Origin of the sequence: Pseudomonas sp. NPDC086251, assembly GCF_044746405.1 — a bacterium.
Lineage (GTDB): Bacteria > Pseudomonadota > Gammaproteobacteria > Pseudomonadales > Pseudomonadaceae > Aquipseudomonas.
The window spans coordinates 254,834-269,352 of sequence record NZ_JBIVBY010000002.1; the positions used below are offsets into that span (position 1 = coordinate 254,834).

General features: G+C 54.0%; 15 protein-coding genes. 1 reads left to right on the top strand and 14 read right to left on the bottom strand.

Annotated elements, in window-relative coordinates; translation table 11 throughout:
- Positions 1–5: 5 nt before the first annotated feature.
- From ACIPL2_RS05575 to ACIPL2_RS05620, 10 genes are all read right to left on the bottom strand, one after another.
- Entirely contained in the window at positions 6–1,298 is a 1,293-nt protein-coding gene (locus tag ACIPL2_RS05575) for a hypothetical protein (RefSeq protein ID WP_401353754.1), read from the bottom strand.
- Between the two features lie 117 nt (positions 1,299–1,415).
- On the bottom strand, positions 1,416–1,886 hold the full coding sequence (locus tag ACIPL2_RS05580) for a hypothetical protein (RefSeq protein ID WP_401353756.1): 471 nt from the start codon (positions 1,884–1,886) through the stop codon (positions 1,416–1,418).
- Entirely contained in the window at positions 1,876–2,595 is a 720-nt protein-coding gene (locus ACIPL2_RS05585; RefSeq protein WP_401353757.1) for an oxygen-regulated invasion protein OrgB, read from the bottom strand. The genes ACIPL2_RS05580 and ACIPL2_RS05585 overlap by 11 nt, the downstream gene beginning before the upstream one ends.
- Positions 2,567–3,148, bottom strand: coding sequence for a secretion system protein (locus ACIPL2_RS05590; protein ID WP_401353759.1), 582 nt, complete (start codon positions 3,146–3,148; stop codon positions 2,567–2,569). Before ACIPL2_RS05590 ends, ACIPL2_RS05585 begins: the two co-directional genes overlap by 29 nt.
- Positions 3,120–3,842 carry an EscJ/YscJ/HrcJ family type III secretion inner membrane ring protein gene (locus tag ACIPL2_RS05595; protein WP_401353761.1) on the bottom strand — a complete coding sequence of 241 codons (723 nt, stop codon included), beginning with the start codon at positions 3,840–3,842 and terminating at the stop codon, positions 3,120–3,122. The genes ACIPL2_RS05590 and ACIPL2_RS05595 overlap by 29 nt, the downstream gene beginning before the upstream one ends.
- Positions 3,839–4,147: a type III secretion system inner rod subunit SctI gene (gene sctI, locus ACIPL2_RS05600; RefSeq protein ID WP_401353763.1), complete on the bottom strand. Its 309-nt coding sequence runs from the start codon at positions 4,145–4,147 to the stop codon at positions 3,839–3,841. The genes ACIPL2_RS05595 and sctI overlap by 4 nt, the downstream gene beginning before the upstream one ends.
- A gap of 54 nt (positions 4,148–4,201) precedes the next feature.
- Positions 4,202–4,462, bottom strand: a complete 261-nt coding sequence (gene sctF, locus ACIPL2_RS05605) for a type III secretion system needle filament subunit SctF (RefSeq protein ID WP_401353765.1) — start codon at positions 4,460–4,462, stop codon at positions 4,202–4,204.
- Positions 4,462–5,643, bottom strand: a complete 1,182-nt coding sequence (locus ACIPL2_RS05610) for a PrgH/EprH family type III secretion apparatus protein (protein WP_401353767.1) — start codon at positions 5,641–5,643, stop codon at positions 4,462–4,464. The genes sctF and ACIPL2_RS05610 overlap by 1 nt, the downstream gene beginning before the upstream one ends.
- A gap of 140 nt (positions 5,644–5,783) precedes the next feature.
- Positions 5,784–6,275 (bottom strand): transglycosylase SLT domain-containing protein, encoded by a 492-nt coding sequence (locus ACIPL2_RS05615; protein WP_401353769.1) that lies wholly within the window; start codon positions 6,273–6,275, stop codon positions 5,784–5,786.
- Positions 6,272–7,927, bottom strand: coding sequence for a winged helix-turn-helix domain-containing protein (locus ACIPL2_RS05620; RefSeq protein ID WP_401353771.1), 1,656 nt, complete (start codon positions 7,925–7,927; stop codon positions 6,272–6,274). Before ACIPL2_RS05620 ends, ACIPL2_RS05615 begins: the two co-directional genes overlap by 4 nt.
- A gap of 355 nt (positions 7,928–8,282) precedes the next feature.
- Here ACIPL2_RS05620 and ACIPL2_RS05625 point away from each other — a divergent pair, with 355 nt between their 5' ends.
- Positions 8,283–9,509, top strand: coding sequence for a hypothetical protein (locus ACIPL2_RS05625; protein WP_401353773.1), 1,227 nt, complete (start codon positions 8,283–8,285; stop codon positions 9,507–9,509).
- 225 nt (positions 9,510–9,734) lie between these two features.
- On the opposite strand, the gene ACIPL2_RS05630 is transcribed toward ACIPL2_RS05625, so the two are convergent.
- The 4 genes from ACIPL2_RS05630 to ACIPL2_RS05645 form a co-directional block, all read right to left on the bottom strand.
- Positions 9,735–11,882, bottom strand: a complete 2,148-nt coding sequence (locus tag ACIPL2_RS05630) for a hypothetical protein (protein ID WP_401353775.1) — start codon at positions 11,880–11,882, stop codon at positions 9,735–9,737.
- Positions 11,883–11,943: 61 nt separating this feature from the next.
- Positions 11,944–12,234: an acyl carrier protein gene (locus ACIPL2_RS05635; protein ID WP_401353777.1), complete on the bottom strand. Its 291-nt coding sequence runs from the start codon at positions 12,232–12,234 to the stop codon at positions 11,944–11,946.
- Between the two features lie 74 nt (positions 12,235–12,308).
- Positions 12,309–13,391, bottom strand: a complete 1,083-nt coding sequence (locus tag ACIPL2_RS05640) for an IpaD/SipD/SspD family type III secretion system needle tip protein (protein ID WP_401353779.1) — start codon at positions 13,389–13,391, stop codon at positions 12,309–12,311.
- Between the two features lie 14 nt (positions 13,392–13,405).
- Positions 13,406–14,512, bottom strand: coding sequence for a cell invasion protein (locus ACIPL2_RS05645; protein ID WP_401353780.1), 1,107 nt, complete (start codon positions 14,510–14,512; stop codon positions 13,406–13,408).
- Positions 14,513–14,519: the final 7 nt, after the last annotated feature.

Below are 14,519 nucleotides of genomic sequence, written 5' to 3' on the forward strand. Positions count from 1 at the left end.
CCGGCTTAAGGAACGACAGTCTCTTGTGGCGAGTAACTGTTACCGGAACGCTGAACGCTGCCAAAGATAAGGGGTAAGTAAACCATCATCAGCATAATGGCGAGGCAGCCAGACAGGATATGGCCCCGCTCACCTTCACCGACCTCAGCTTCACTCAATAAAAGTGCCACCGTGCCGACGACCAGGCTGATGGCATGACCCGCCGAGAGACGCAACGCCCCAATATCCAGGAGTGCGTCAGCCAACTGTGTCCGGGTGGGCAGCTGAACACCGGCACGTACCTCCAAGACTATTTGCTGCAAAGATTCCGGGTCAGAGAAAACCGAGTCCAGGCCCACTGATGGAGTCAACAAATTCCAGCTTTTGCAAAGAATGGAGATAGTGTCGTCCACGACAATTCCGAATGCATTCAGCGCGCCCTGAATGGCGTCAGCCCCCACGCTGTATCCAAGCTCTGCCGCTGCCCGAGCCGGGCCGCTCAAAGGAGCAAGGGTTGCCAACTCGTCCAATAAAAACTGGGCGGCTCCATAGGCCGCAGTTCTTACGCCGGTGGCCACAGCGGTGACTCCACCCGCGTTGTCCTTCAAGGGAAAAAAGGCGTTGGCCAACCCCCTGGCGAGGGTATAAATCGTCACGCCGGTGACTGTCGGCAGCAGGTTTTTTGAAGCCCCGGTGAGATACGCTGCAATCAGTGCCCCCATCGTGATGCTGGCCATGCAGATGCGCCCCAGCCGCGCGCCCGGACTTGCTGTCCCTGCACATTCGTTTCGAATGGCCCCCACCAGGATCAGCGCCGGGCCAATCATCGTTTGCGCAACGACAGCCCATGCCCGAGATGCCTCAGGTGAATCGCCTTCGCGCAGCGCTTGCGCAACGTGAAAGCCAACGACCTGACGCAGGACAATGGTCAGCGCAACGATCAACCCCGTGCGCCCGGCAATGTTAAGGAGATTGAGACCAGGCCCTTTGGCGGCCTCAAGTGCTTCTAAACCCGCCTCAAGTACCGAATGCATTCGGCTTTCACGGGTTTGTTCGGTATCAGCCGTATGACGCTCAGTGAGTTGAGCAAACATACACTCGCCGGGAGGGTATTCGGGTAAAAATCCGTCATCAATGTAGCGCTCAACTTGCGCCACCATGCTTCGGCCCGTCTCACCTAACTCCCCACGGCAACCTTGCAGCTCAATCTCTACCGGGCGCTCCATAAGCCTCATGGCCGCTTCGATTTGCCTGGGCGTACCCAGCATTTCCACTTGAAAGTTCCTCGAAATTTCAAGTTTCGATGCGTTGAGCGTCACTGACGCACCTGGGGGACTTCTGTCACTTGAGGCAAAAGAGAGACTTTCCGAAGACGTGATGCTTTTTCCAGTCGATCCTGCGGTACGCAAATCCATCGTTGTTTTCTCTTCTTTTTGTTACTGACCATTTGCCAGGCTTTTTGAGTTCACCTCACCACTCACTCTTCTCCCACGCGTCGTCCTCCAAGGCTGGAACACGTCGCGCATAAAGCTTTTAACGCTAAGGTCCAGACTGAACGCGAGGCCATTGGCGCCGCTGATTTCCTTGAAGATCAGGGTTTTTTCCAATTTGTCGTCCTTCAATTGCACCAGCACTTTCAGCGTGACCGCCAACAGTGCCTTGGCATTGGGATACGCGCGAGACTCGCCGTCCGCCCCCCGTAACGTGCGCAGAAACTCATAAATGGCTTTCTCGCCCTGCCCTTCCATGGCCAACAGCTGTTGATACAAAAGATCGAACTCAGGGTCCGGGCGCTTGCTGTCAGGCGGGCTTTGGCTGGCAGCAAGCAGGCGTGACTCCAGCGTTTCGACCGGCGGGTTGCCGCTGCGCTCGAGCGAGCGCGCACTCATCACGGTTTCAATCTTCATGAGAAACCTCGGTCGGGGCAGTTTGCGTGGAACCGGCTGAGCGCCCGGTAAAGGACGAACACAGATCAGTGAGTGCCTGCATCGAGGCCTGGTCCAGCGAGCGAACCGACTGAGGCAGGTTCGCGACGCAGGCCAGCAGTCGCGGTTCCAGTCGTTGCCGGGTCGATTCGATATCGAATTCGAGCAGTTGATCCGCCAGGCGCACCACGTAGCGCTCCTGCGGGTGATAGTCGAGCAGCAGTTCGCCGGACCAGAGCCGGCACCATCGCTCGCGCAATTCATTGCTTCGCGATCGACAATGCTGCGGTAGCAGCACCTGCAACACAGCGCTCGTGTCACGCGGTTGCTCGACCAGCCAGCGCTCCAGCATTTCGTCCAGCCATTCAGGACAACCCAGGGCCTGCGCGAGCAACTCGCGAGCCGCCTGCGCAAGCTCGGTGCGCAGTTGCGACCCCAGCGCCTGAGACTCAAGCAAACCGCTGGCCAGATGCTCGGTCGCACGCAAGATGCCCGCGGCATAGCCGTCCTGAAAAGCCCGGGCATGAATCGCTTCGGCGTCACGTCGGGCCTGCTCGACACAATCTCGGGCCCGGCGCTGCGCCTGGCGTTGCAGGGCACTGCGCCGACGCGCGGCGGCAATGTCTTCACGAGACAAATGCGCATCGCTCGACTCGGGGAGATCAGTCAGGGTTCGGATGGAGTCGAGCATGCTGCACCGCCAAAAAGAAAAGAGCTGTATCGGGTTCAGTAACCGGCCATTGCCTGTGCAAGCGCACAACCGGCTCGGAAAATTGCAAGGTCAGGCGTTCCAGCAACATTGGCGGCACCTGAGGGTGCCAGCTCCATAACGCATTGAGGCCGGCCGCTTCGACCTGCTCCATTGAAACCGGCGAGCACTCGGTCGGCAGGCCGTTTCGAACACCCAGGCGGCAACCGGCGAAGCGGCGCAACGAGGAGGGCAGACATTGCAGGGCCGCGCCTTGCGCCAGATTGGGCATCAGGCGATGAGCCCCCATCAGGGAGGCGATATAGGGCAACTGTCGCCAAATACGAACCCAGTGCTGCGCCACGGCTGTCAGCGGCGTGGCAGGCCACGGACCTTGCAGTTCGAGACCTTCAAGCAGTATCCGGTTGAGCTGGTTTCGTGCGTCAGGCCCGTCAAATCCAGCCGGTAGTTGCAGCCGCCGGGGGTGCAGATAACTCAGGGGCTCGGCGAGTATCCCTTGCAAACACTCAGCGTGCGACATCACGCGGCCCTGCATTCAACTGTCGATACGCCCAGGCGGCGCCACCCGCCAGCAGCAATACACTCACCGCGACCAACAGCCACAACCAGCGTGAATCACTGTGCGCAGCAGGCACCGAGGGTGCGACATGCTGGGTCGGTGAACGTTTGGACAGCACCACCGAGATGTTCTCGTACTCGACCGCCGCGAAACTGTTCTTGAGAAAACGCTTGATGTCGGTGATCAGCAATTGCGGCTCGATGTCGCGTTCATGAATCGCCACCGCCGAGAGGTGGATGGGTGCCGCTTTGCGCCCGCCTTCGCCGGCATCGAGGTCATAACTGACATGCACCCGCGCCGACACCAAGCCTTCGAGCACACTCAGCGACTGTTCGATGCGTTGTTCCAGAGCCGAATAAAGCCGCGCTTTTTCGGCGCGGGGCGAAGCCACCAGCGAATCGCTGGGGAACATCTCCGCCACTTGCAAGCGTGGCCTGGACGGCAATGAATAAAGGTTGAGCAAGTCGACCGCCGCGGAAAAATCGACTTGATTGATTCTCACCGCATAGCCGGTTTTGCCGGCATCGACTTTCACCGCAGCGATGTTATTGCGCTGCAGGACCGACAGCACTTCATTAGCCTGCTGCTGGTCAAGACCTTCCAGCAAACTCGGTTGCCGACAACCCAGTAGCGCCATACACAGGAGCAACAGCAGCGCGCCCGCCTTCATGACGCACGCAGCAGGGTTTCGGCCGTGCCCACCGCTTTACGCACCAGGACGTTGAGCAAGTTGATGTCCACGTTGTACTGCCCCACTTGCTCCTGCAACTGAGTCAGTACTTCAGGGCTGGTGATATCAGGACGCTGCATCAACTGATTGATCGCCGAAACGTCCTGCTCGCTGCTCACCGCCGAACCGGCAAACGCTTGAATCAATCGAGACTCCAAGGAAACGATCGGGCCTTCCTGCGGGCCGCGCAATTCAATGAAGGCCGGACCCTCGACTATCAAATTGGAAATAGGTTGAACCGACATACAGTGCCCCCATGAAATGGCCATCGTCAGGCAACAATGGCCGGCCAGAAAAAGTCAGCGAGCGGCCTGGATGATCGCCATGTCGATGTCCTTGAAGCCCTTGATCGTGTTGGTCTGGGCGTTACGGAACACTGTGTAGGATGAGAATGCGGTTTGATAGGCCGCCAGCTTGGACGGATCCGACGCATCATCTTTGAGTTCATCAAGGGCCTTATCCAGCGCTATCTTCAGATTTTGCGCGCCGAGTTCGAACCCCGCTGCTTGGCGTCCTAGAAAATCATCAGCGAAGTCAATGGGAATACCAATACCAGACATCAGTTACCTACCCTGTTACTTGGGGGAAAATGCCAAGACGACGAAGTCATCTTGATGTAGCCCTGCGGGCCGGATTGAAACGACTTGCCCTTGAGCGCGTCGTCCTTGAGCTCGACAGCGAAGTTCACGTAGCGATCACCCCACTGCCGGTAAAACCCGTCGACGTATTGGCGAACCGCCGCCAACTCGGAATCCTGCAAGTTGCCTTGAACGGCAAACGTCACACTGTCGCCGTGCTCGTCGCGGCTGAACCCCAGTGACAAACGTTGCAACCCCTCTTGCGCAAGATCCGCCAGCAGGCTGTCGTCCTGTACGTGCACCGTGACGTCTCGGGCATAGGGCGCAGCCTTGAGCAGGACGTCGAACAGTTTGGATTGCATCTGAGGCGTGAGCAGGTTGCGTTGAGCGCTCAGCAGAAGACGCGGCACCGCTGGATTCTTGAGATCAAGGGAATGCCAGGCCAGTAGCGGGTCATGGTCGACCAGCACTTGCTCCAGTCGGCGGCGTTCCTGGTCCTTGACCAACACCTTGCCGGACTGCGTGTTGTGACGCATCAGCACCTGGCGACTCCAGCCCGCGTCACGCTCGGAAGAAACAAACACGTAGACCCTTTCGTCCCGCCCTTGCACCACCTCGGCTTCGGCGCTGGCACCGGTGATCAGGGCGCGAATATCGGTTTCGGGTGTCGGCTCGGGCACCGACCAGAGGCCCACCGCGACAGCCAGCAGAAAAAACGCCAGCCCTGCACAAGCCCATTTGGCGACGGTCGGCCGGGCCCATGGGTGAGCGGCTGTTTTAGTCAGAGGAAGCGGTGGCGGCGCCAGAAGTTCAGGCGCCCAAGGCTGATCGTCACGGCGCACGGCAATCTGCAAGCCGCCGATCTGCTCAAGGTGCTGAAGTGCGCAATGGTGTGTCTGCGCGTGATCGTCAAGCCGTCGCATCGTCACCCCGTCCTGCTCGCCCTCTTCCACCAGCACTTCGAAATTGCACCCTCCGTGCTCCAGCGGGACGAAGATGGCATCCGCAGGTACGCTGACTGCAAGCTCCCCTGCCAATAGAGCCACGGGCGCCACAACGAACAGCGTTCTGGGCTCGCGCAGAGGGAACTCGCAACCTTGCAGCGGACCGTTGAAAATCCGCAAGACGAAGGGCTGTAGAAGGGGGGCGGACATGACAGTCACCGATCACGCTCAAGGCATTAAATGAGCGTCCATGCTAAAAACATCGCCCTGAGTGTTCCTGATCGAATTCTGCCGATCTCGCCAGAGCGGGATCAGAATCTGCAATCCTGTCCCGCAAACACACGCCACCAGGGCGTTACCTAACGCACCGAAATTTTTTGCAGCGCGTCCTCCGGTCGCGCGAGCGCATTGGGGTTCAACACTTGGTAACGCTGCCAGACCTTGTGCGCGTAACGCAGGCGCGCCGCTTGCCGGTCAGGTGCATTCCCGGCGTTGTAGGCTCCGACGGCGGTCCAGTTGTAGCCATAGAGGGCAACAAACCCGGCCAGCACCGAAGCACCGACTTGAACCGACAAGCAAGGCTCATCCAGCAGGCGCTGCTCGGTGATGCCCTGCGCCCCTAACCGGGACAAATGACTGCTGTTGATCTGCATCAGCCCGATATCGCGAGTGCCGTCCTTGTTGTAGTTCATGGCGCCCGAGCGCTGCCCTGACTCCACCTCGGCAATGGCCTGAAGGAGTTCGGGTTCAATGGCATGTTGCTGCCCCGCCCGACTCCAGCAATAGGCGTGCGCCGGTCCCGCGCCAAGACACGCCAGCACTAACAGCCACTTGATTCTGCGCTGCTTCATGCCAGAAGCCGCCCGCTTTCAAGCGCCGGCAGTTCCTGCATCGGCCGATTCCATGTCGGTGTGGCAGGCCGGGCATCGGTTGCACGCTGCAATGATCGCCACAGCGGCGCAACCACTGGCCCGCCCATCAGGCCAGACCACTGCGACGACGGCGCCGCCTCGACGGATCGAGCCCGTGCCAGCCGCAACCAGATTGCATACTGGTTGCGGGCGATCAGCGGATTGACACCGAAGAGCACATTCCAGGCCGCCAGACCGTGCTCGCCGATTGCACTTTCGCCCAGCCCAGCCTGTTCGAGTGCAGACCAGGCCGCGGCATGCTGATCGAAGTACGCCAACACCACCGCGTGCAAGATCACCAGCAACGGGTTGCCCGACGCTCCTTGCTGCAAGGTTTGACGGGCCATCAGCACCGCGTCTTCGGAACTTCCCGACAGCGCAATACGCACCCGTAGGACCTGCGCCCGTACACAACCCGGGTCATGACGCAGGCACTTATCGATGCTTTGCGCCGCCTGCTCGTTGCGCCGCCAGAACCAGTGGTGCCAGGCATGGAAGTAATGAACGTCAGCATGATCGGACGCCAGCAAGCATCGTCGAAAAAGCACCTTCGCCGCGTCCTCACAGCCGCGCAGACTGGTGAGCAAGGCCAGGCGAGTCAGCGCAGCGGTGCTGCAAGGGTCCAGCAACAAGGCCTTGGAAATCGCCGAATGTGCTTCTTCAATCGCGCGGCCCTGATAACACAGGCCGATCATCGCCTGCCCGAGCCAGGCATCCGCCAGGCCACACCAGGGCGGCGCATACCCCGCAGACAATTGCAGGCACTGGCGAAATTGCACGAATGCATCGCGCAAACTATCGGGGGTGTGCCGCTGCACGCTGCACACCCCATTGAGGTAAGCCACCACGGCGGGGTATGAAGAACAAGAGTCGCCAGCGGGACGCAAACCCGGAAGGCGCTGCGCCACCAGGTAAACCAGCTCCCCGAGCGATGCCTCAAGACTTGCAACGCCAAGCATCTGCCCATGAAGCAGGCTGTGATCACGACCCCGAACCAACTCGATCGACCACTGTTCCCCGGTACGGATACACCGCCCGCTCAGGTAATAGTCCGGAGCCAATTGCTCGACCAAGTGTCGGGCATCGATCGGCTGGTCGTAGGCCGCCATCAGACTGGACGGAATCATATGCACAGCCTCGCCAAACGCCGCGGTCAACTGCCGGATCATTGCATCCTGCAAATCCAGCGCATCCGTCTCATCGACACCGCGAAACGGCAGGACAGCCAGCGACGGCACCCTCGCGGTTTCCGGGCAAGGCAAGTCAAGCGCAACCGCCGGGCAGGTAAAGCGGTAGCCCTGACCGTATACCGTGGCAATGAAGTTCTTGTTTTCCTTGAGCAGCTTGCGCAAGGCGTAAATACACCGGGTCAACGACTCCTCGGCAGCATCGGTATTCGGCCAGACACAGTCCAGCAGATGGTCCTTGCTGATCACTGTACCGGCAGAACCAAGCAGCAGGCGCAGCACGTGTAACTCTTTGGGGGGGACGTGAATTCCTTGTCCGTCTCGCATCAGCGTTCCATCGCCTTGCAATAGCCAGTGGTCAAAAACGAATGACCTGACCGGCGGTTGATCAGTTGCACTGTCCATATATTGAGACGTCTCTATAGAAAGGTACTGAAACGCGGTTAAACCTGTGATGGGCAGGTTTAAAGATGACAAGCAGGGGGACTATAGGAAGTTGGGCGGGACTAATCCGTAGGACAAAGAGATTTGTAGACCGACGAAATCACGTCTAAAGCTGTAGGACAAATCCAAATGCACCAACTTTAGAAAATACATTTAGGCGTAAACCTTCGCCCCCAAGGAGCCACTACATTTTTTACCGTTCTTAAACTCAAAAATATGGCACTAATAAATGCAATCAAAAAAAGCGATTTTTACAAGAACTCGAAAACCCTCGACAATATTATAAAAGCTCCATTTACAACCATCCGAACCCATAATGCATATTACTCAATCCATTCAGCCCCAAGCATCCACCTTTCCACAACAAAGCATTACCCCCCCTTTACTCCGCGCCAGTGAGGCTGAAAAAAAGAGCGACGAAGAAGTCTATACCAACATTCACAATCAAATAAGCACTCGATATGTTGCATTTGATCAGGACAGGGAGATTGGCTATCAAAATAAAGCCGGACTCACCGGCGATATCGACAGCATATCAAAAGAAGATCTTGTTTCAATATTAAAGCATATAAAGTCAGACAGTCATTTGTTAGAGCAGTGTCGACAGAGCTCCGCAAAATCTCCTCTTTTTACAAAACTGTACCTTATGTCCGATGGGGATCAAGGGTGGAATCTCCGACTGCATACTTTTAGTGTCAAAGGAAGTGGGTTAGGGGGAGAGGACAGCCCACATTTTCATCGATGGACCCTGGCCTCCCAAGTACTTGCCGGTGGATATATCAATGTTAACTATGAGGAAGGCAGTATCGACCAACCCCATGCGAAGGAGCATGAATATTCAAAATATGAACTAGGTGCTTCTAAAGCACAGTCCGGCAAAGACTCCCGCCAGACATCCTTTATCTCCAGAGCAACCATGACCCCCACGACGAAAGCGTTGTATGCCGAAGGTGCGACAAATCACTTCCCTGTCAAACTCGCTCACAGCGTCGAAACACATGCATCGGTCATGGGAACAACTCTGACACTCGCTCATACCGGCAAATCCGTGACAGAAAAATCCTATGCCTTCGAAAAAAATGAAGAAATAAAAGAAATCCCTCAAAGCAAAATAGAGGACACCACAGAGTTCGAAAACATTTTACAAAGCCAAATAACTTACCTCCAGGTTTTGAGTCTTAGCTCAGACCTCAATACGCTTTTGAGAAATCAGCGCTCGCAAGATCTGCCACTCACGCCAAAAGAAGAAAACCACGTACATGACTATCACGAACCCAATTACGTAGAAACCTCATTACTTCCGGCAATCGCCATCTACCAAATGGAAAGCATCAATAATATTCCGCACGAGGAATTCTCAATCGACACTCAAGCTTTTTTGGATAACTGTTTGAAAGGCATTGACAGCGACTCACTTAATGCGCTGATTGTGGATAACCAGGGTGACCTCATTGATAGTCGACTCACCATTGAAATCAAAGACGCTGAACTCTCAAAACAATTGAAAGCAAGGGCCGAAGACCGTATTGCACGGTCCAACTAATCCCCATAAAAAATCAGTTCCTGCCGCGCCCGATCTTTATCAGGTATTGCAGGAACTGAATATTTATTGCTTAACCATTACCTATCACGAGTGGGGTATACGCCCCCCAAAAACAAGATTTAAATAGGTGACGTATTTTCGCGAATCTAAGGCAGCGTTTTTGTACTGTATTAAGAGCCACAACCAAAGAACGATCACAAATATTATACAGTCATACCTGCACGACTATTGAGGACGCCTCCACGGATTTGCCACAAAATCAACATCTATACCATCAAACTGCTTTTTACCCCAAACAGGGCTGTACAACGTGTATTTACCCGAATTGGTTTTTGGAATCGCATCGAGAATCTTCATCGGCACATCTGCATTTAGCACATGTTCGTCCTTCAGAATTGAGGTCAACGCATCAAGCCTTAAAGCATTAGTATCAGACTCTCCAGCTGGGAGCAGCTGATTAACCCTGACATGAATATGCAACCCCGCTGTTTTACTACCATAGACTGGACTATGTAGATAAAAATCCACCTTTTCTAAACCCTCAACGACATTGTAAGTATCGCGAAGATGACTTATCGCGACGGCCTTGAACTCCTCAAGCATGGACAAATGTTCTTTTCCAACATCTACAGCATTAGTAATATAGGTTAGCTCAGTCCTGGCTTTGTACTCATTAATTGTTTCCCTATCAACAACGCCGTCACTATCAGCACTCCCATTTACATTAAACAACTTATCAAACACTAAAGCGCCTTCGTATACCTTCGGAGGAACCCAGTAACCCACCAAAGCAAACCCACCACTGCTGCGCGTCGCCTCCTTGATAGAGCTCGGATCAGAAAACACTTCTGACTTCCCGGGGACATGCTTGGAGTTGGGCATTATAAAAATACCGCCGGTCTCCTCGGAAAACGTGGTAGCCGCGAACTGTTCAGGGTGCTGCATGAAAGCCTGCGCCTTTTTATTCTCAGGCGAAGTCAGAAACTCATGAACAAAATCGGGTAAAACGTTACCGTCACCATATCTCTCCACACGTTCTTTTAAACCTTGCAAACTAATCAGCGCAATTTCTTCTGCATCATATTTTTTTGCTGACTTCGGTGAAGTTTTAACTCGCCCGTCATCTCTATCAAAATTCCCTGATGCTGCAGCAAACCTCTTTCGACTGTCTTGTTCGGAGGCAGGAGTGGCCCATACATTCGGAACCTCTCTAAAAAATACATTGTTCTTCTTTAACTCGTCGACTGCAAACTCGACATATCCACCGGACACTATCGAAGAAAAATCAGTAACCCCTCCATCAGTCCCTTCCAACTGTTTTATGACATCATCGACATGAAAAATACGAAGATCCGTTTCCAGAGCGTGCTGTGGAACATTGACTCTAATATGGACATGAAACCCACAACTATTTTTCAGATAGAATGGGCCATGCGTATATATTTCTACATTATCTTTTGACCCGTCACACCCATAAACTTGCTGCAAATGGCCCAATGCCTTTTCTTTAAGTTCTTTAAGCAATGGCGCATGTTCACTACGAAGATTCAATGGCACTGAGAGAAAATCAACACCTGACCTTTTCTTGTATAACTCGTTAGATTCTTGACTGGCGTATCGATCCTGTCTATTACTCGGCACAAAGACTGGGCTTTCTATTGCGGGGGCATTTTCAGGTATCGCTGTATTCGGAAATAAGCTTTGGAATGTCGGATACCTCTCATATGTACAGGGTGGTACCCAGTACGCCACCAATCCAAATCCGGCTCCCCCCCGAGTGCGTTCAAGTAGTGTTGAAGCATTATCGGTATAGCTTTTCCCCCTTTCAGGTATATTGCTTTGATTAGGGGAAATAATAAAACCGCCTAATTTCGGATCAAACGACGTCGTACAAAATTGTTCGGGGCGACATAAATACCCTTCAGTTCTGCCACCAGGCTCACCTTTGAAAAAAGCATCTATAAAGCCCGGAACTCCACCAAGAGATGCAGACGTCCTGTACAACTCCAATCGTGACTCAACATTGACCTTGTCAACCAAGCCCACCGTTAAATTATTATATTTTTTAGCGGCTTTCTCTGACGGTTTTGGCTTAACATCTGGAGCGACAGAAAGCTTCGCCAAGTCATAACATTCGTGACTTTTAGGGTATACCCTGAGATCGGTTCTTCCAACCTTTCCAGACTCCAGCCTATTCAACTCGCTTTCAGAAACTAAATGTTCCGCTTCCCAGCTTCTATGAATATTTGAACTCACACAAGAACTCGAGACACTTTCAACTTTAGAAGCCAATAATGACTTGACGTTAGTTTTATCACCTTCAAACAACGCTCCGCCAACTGCAACATTAAAAATCTCAGGTGCAACGCGCATAATGCCTCCCCCGGCAAAGCTTTACATTCACTTGTTCAAGCCACATATCTTAACCTTGCGCCTATAAATCTGTTCGTTCGCCAACATCGTCACCTGCACACTGACTAATTTCAACCGAACAAACGATATCATCTACTGTTTCCCATCCTGCCACTTCGGCCGCAGGCAACTCCACATCAAACTCTTCATTTAGTAATATTACAATTTCCACTATACTCATGGAGTCAACATATAAATCCTCGACCAAACGCGACCCTCTTTCTATTTTCCGTCGACCTACCGGGAAATATTCTGATAAAGCCTTAATAACCTGAGCTTCAACCTCAAGATCAGCGGCTTGCATACTTTGCATCTTAAACTCCCAAGCGCACTACAACGCAGGCGCAACTTCAGTTCAAGCCACTGGTGTTGCGCCCACGATCAACATCAAAAATTCAACATAGCCTTAAGCATGTCGGCATATTGATTAAGATGCGAAGACAGTGTCTTGTTGAAGTTATCGTGATACGAATTGGCGTTTGAGTACTTCTGCGTGAGGGATTGCAGCATGTTTTTCATGCGCTCCTCCTGGGCGTTGAAACCGGTTTGCCACGCCTGGAATCGCGCGGTGTCCCATTTCACCTTTCCGCCTTCCGGTAAGCTCTCGGCCATTATCGTCAGCGGCCCGGTGTCGATGACCACGCAGTAAGTGCCGTCGGGATTTTCTTTGAGGCAACTTTCAGGCAAGCCCAGCGCGATTCGCCACTTTTCGGCTTCTTCCTTGCTGGCTCCCCCCTCGCCCGGTTTCGGAAACAGTATGGATGCCGGATTAGGATACGAGTATCTTGCGATCAAATTGAACAACGCAGACCTGATCGCACCGCCATCAACCTCGACATTTTTGCCGTCGTCGACACCTTCAATCCACTCTTTCAACATTGCTGTTATGTCTTTGTTGAAATCGGCGAAAAAGTCCGAGTACGCCTTGAGGATATGTTCATAACCATCCAGGTAGCCGTTCTTGATCAGGTCGATCAGTTCGAGCAACTTGTCGAAGAAATCATTCGAGGACTTGAGCTCGGCATGGAATTCCTCCTCAATCTCTAGTGGCACATCCGTCAGCACCAACCGCTCTAGAATCTGATTTTTTTCTTTCTCCAATTCGCGCTGCCGTTCCACTGGCAGCGTATCCGCACAATGCTGAAATACCTCTGCACACTGCTTCATCCGGTGAACATACATCAGATGCCTAGTAGCTCTGGCTTCGGTTTTCTCAGCTAACTCCGCCGCGAATACCTGTGCCGAGCCGCCCGCTATCAGTCGGTCCGTCGCCTCAGCCACATTGAACTGAACCTTGAGCAGGTTCGCGAGATCGCGATTCAGGGTTTGCATCGAGCGATCGAGTATCTGCGCCATTGAAAAAGCGGTGTGTACCTCGGGCGGTGTTTCAACAGCCGACGGAACATCAGTGACAACCTTGATCGTTGCCAATGATTGAGCTGGCATCGCGGTGAATTTGATAATTTCCAAGTTGTTTCCCCCACTCAAGCCGTTATCGCGCGAATCACATCAGCACGGGATTGGAAAAGCTGCATCACCATGTCCATCAGCTTTTGCAGCAGCGCGGCTTCGGCCGAGTCTTTCTGGCCGACTTCGTCACTCAAACTCTTCTGGGTGTTCTGCGCACTTTGCTGCAGGACCTCTTTCTCCCGCGCCGCATGCTCGGTCATGCGCACCATGTTGGAGACCACCTGACTCATGCTCATCGACATGGCGTTAAGCGCACGGCCGATTTCGAGTTTCTTGTCGATGCCTCTGGCGTTCGCCAGGCTTAGCCAGTCGGAGGTCTTCTCCATCGTCTGCGCCTTGCGGATTTCCCCGTCGAACCAGGCCTGCTCCTTAGGCGTCAGGGTTGCCCCCTTGGGTTTGAAATCAACTGTAATTACACGGCCGTAATCATCGAGCGTCTTGATTTTGTAGGTCGTTTCCGGGTTCCAGTCATCGCGCTTGCCATGCTGACCGAGGTCGCCGGCAATGTTATTGGCATCGAGGGCGTTGCGCTTGTGCAGGTTGATGTCCGCGTGCTTCAACCCTTGACCTTGAAAGGTCTTGACCATGGCAAAACCGGCGATGGCACCGGACACCACGGCCGCAGTGATGGCGCTGTTCAGTGCAGCCTTGCCCGACTCGACAATGGCGGCGCCCTGGGCCTTGGCAGCGTCAGCGGCCATGACACTGAAATGCCCGCGCAGTTGAGCATTGGCGACGCGGGAGATGTTCAGCGCGATGATCGCGGCGACCAATACGTTGGCGTGCTTTTCCCACGCGCCCGGGTCAAAGATCAGGTCGTTGCGCACTTCATCGTTGACGTGCACCGACGCCGCGACGAAGTCTTGCCAATCCGATTCACCCAGCTGTCTGGCGTTAATCGCATCATCAAGCTCCATGGCAATAGACGCTGGCGAGTCACCGTTCTGGAGTATTTGCTTGTGCACAATCTGGTCGACTAATGCCGTATCCGAAAGGCGCTTGCCTTTGAGTTCTTTTGAAAACAGGTCCTGGGCAATCACTTCGCTCAGGCCGGCATCGTTGACCGGATCGTGGGGTAATGCCGCGGGTGGTTTCCCGACCGATGGGAGAATAAAGCTCATCAAAAAT

Bases quoted from the DNA above. Each gene is read 5' to 3' on its own strand.
- ACIPL2_RS05580 (WP_401353756.1), bottom strand. From the start codon at position 1,886: ATGAAGATTGAAACCGTGATGAGTGCGCGCTCGCTCGAGCGCAGCGGC.
- ACIPL2_RS05585 (WP_401353757.1), bottom strand. From the start codon at position 2,595: ATGCTCGACTCCATCCGAACCCTGACTGATCTCCCCGAGTCGAGCGAT.
- ACIPL2_RS05590 (WP_401353759.1), bottom strand. From the start codon at position 3,148: ATGCAGGGCCGCGTGATGTCGCACGCTGAGTGTTTGCAAGGGATACTC.
- ACIPL2_RS05595 (WP_401353761.1), bottom strand. From the start codon at position 3,842: ATGAAGGCGGGCGCGCTGCTGTTGCTCCTGTGTATGGCGCTACTGGGT.
- sctI (WP_401353763.1), bottom strand. From the start codon at position 4,147: ATGTCGGTTCAACCTATTTCCAATTTGATAGTCGAGGGTCCGGCCTTC.
- sctF (WP_401353765.1), bottom strand. From the start codon at position 4,462: ATGTCTGGTATTGGTATTCCCATTGACTTCGCTGATGATTTTCTAGGA.
- ACIPL2_RS05615 (WP_401353769.1), bottom strand. From the start codon at position 6,275: ATGAAGCAGCGCAGAATCAAGTGGCTGTTAGTGCTGGCGTGTCTTGGC.
- ACIPL2_RS05620 (WP_401353771.1), bottom strand. From the start codon at position 7,927: ATGGACAGTGCAACTGATCAACCGCCGGTCAGGTCATTCGTTTTTGAC.
- ACIPL2_RS05625 (WP_401353773.1), top strand. From the start codon at position 8,283: ATGCATATTACTCAATCCATTCAGCCCCAAGCATCCACCTTTCCACAA.
- ACIPL2_RS05630 (WP_401353775.1), bottom strand. From the start codon at position 11,882: ATGCGCGTTGCACCTGAGATTTTTAATGTTGCAGTTGGCGGAGCGTTG.
- ACIPL2_RS05635 (WP_401353777.1), bottom strand. From the start codon at position 12,234: ATGCAAAGTATGCAAGCCGCTGATCTTGAGGTTGAAGCTCAGGTTATT.
- ACIPL2_RS05645 (WP_401353780.1), bottom strand. From the start codon at position 14,512: ATGAGCTTTATTCTCCCATCGGTCGGGAAACCACCCGCGGCATTACCC.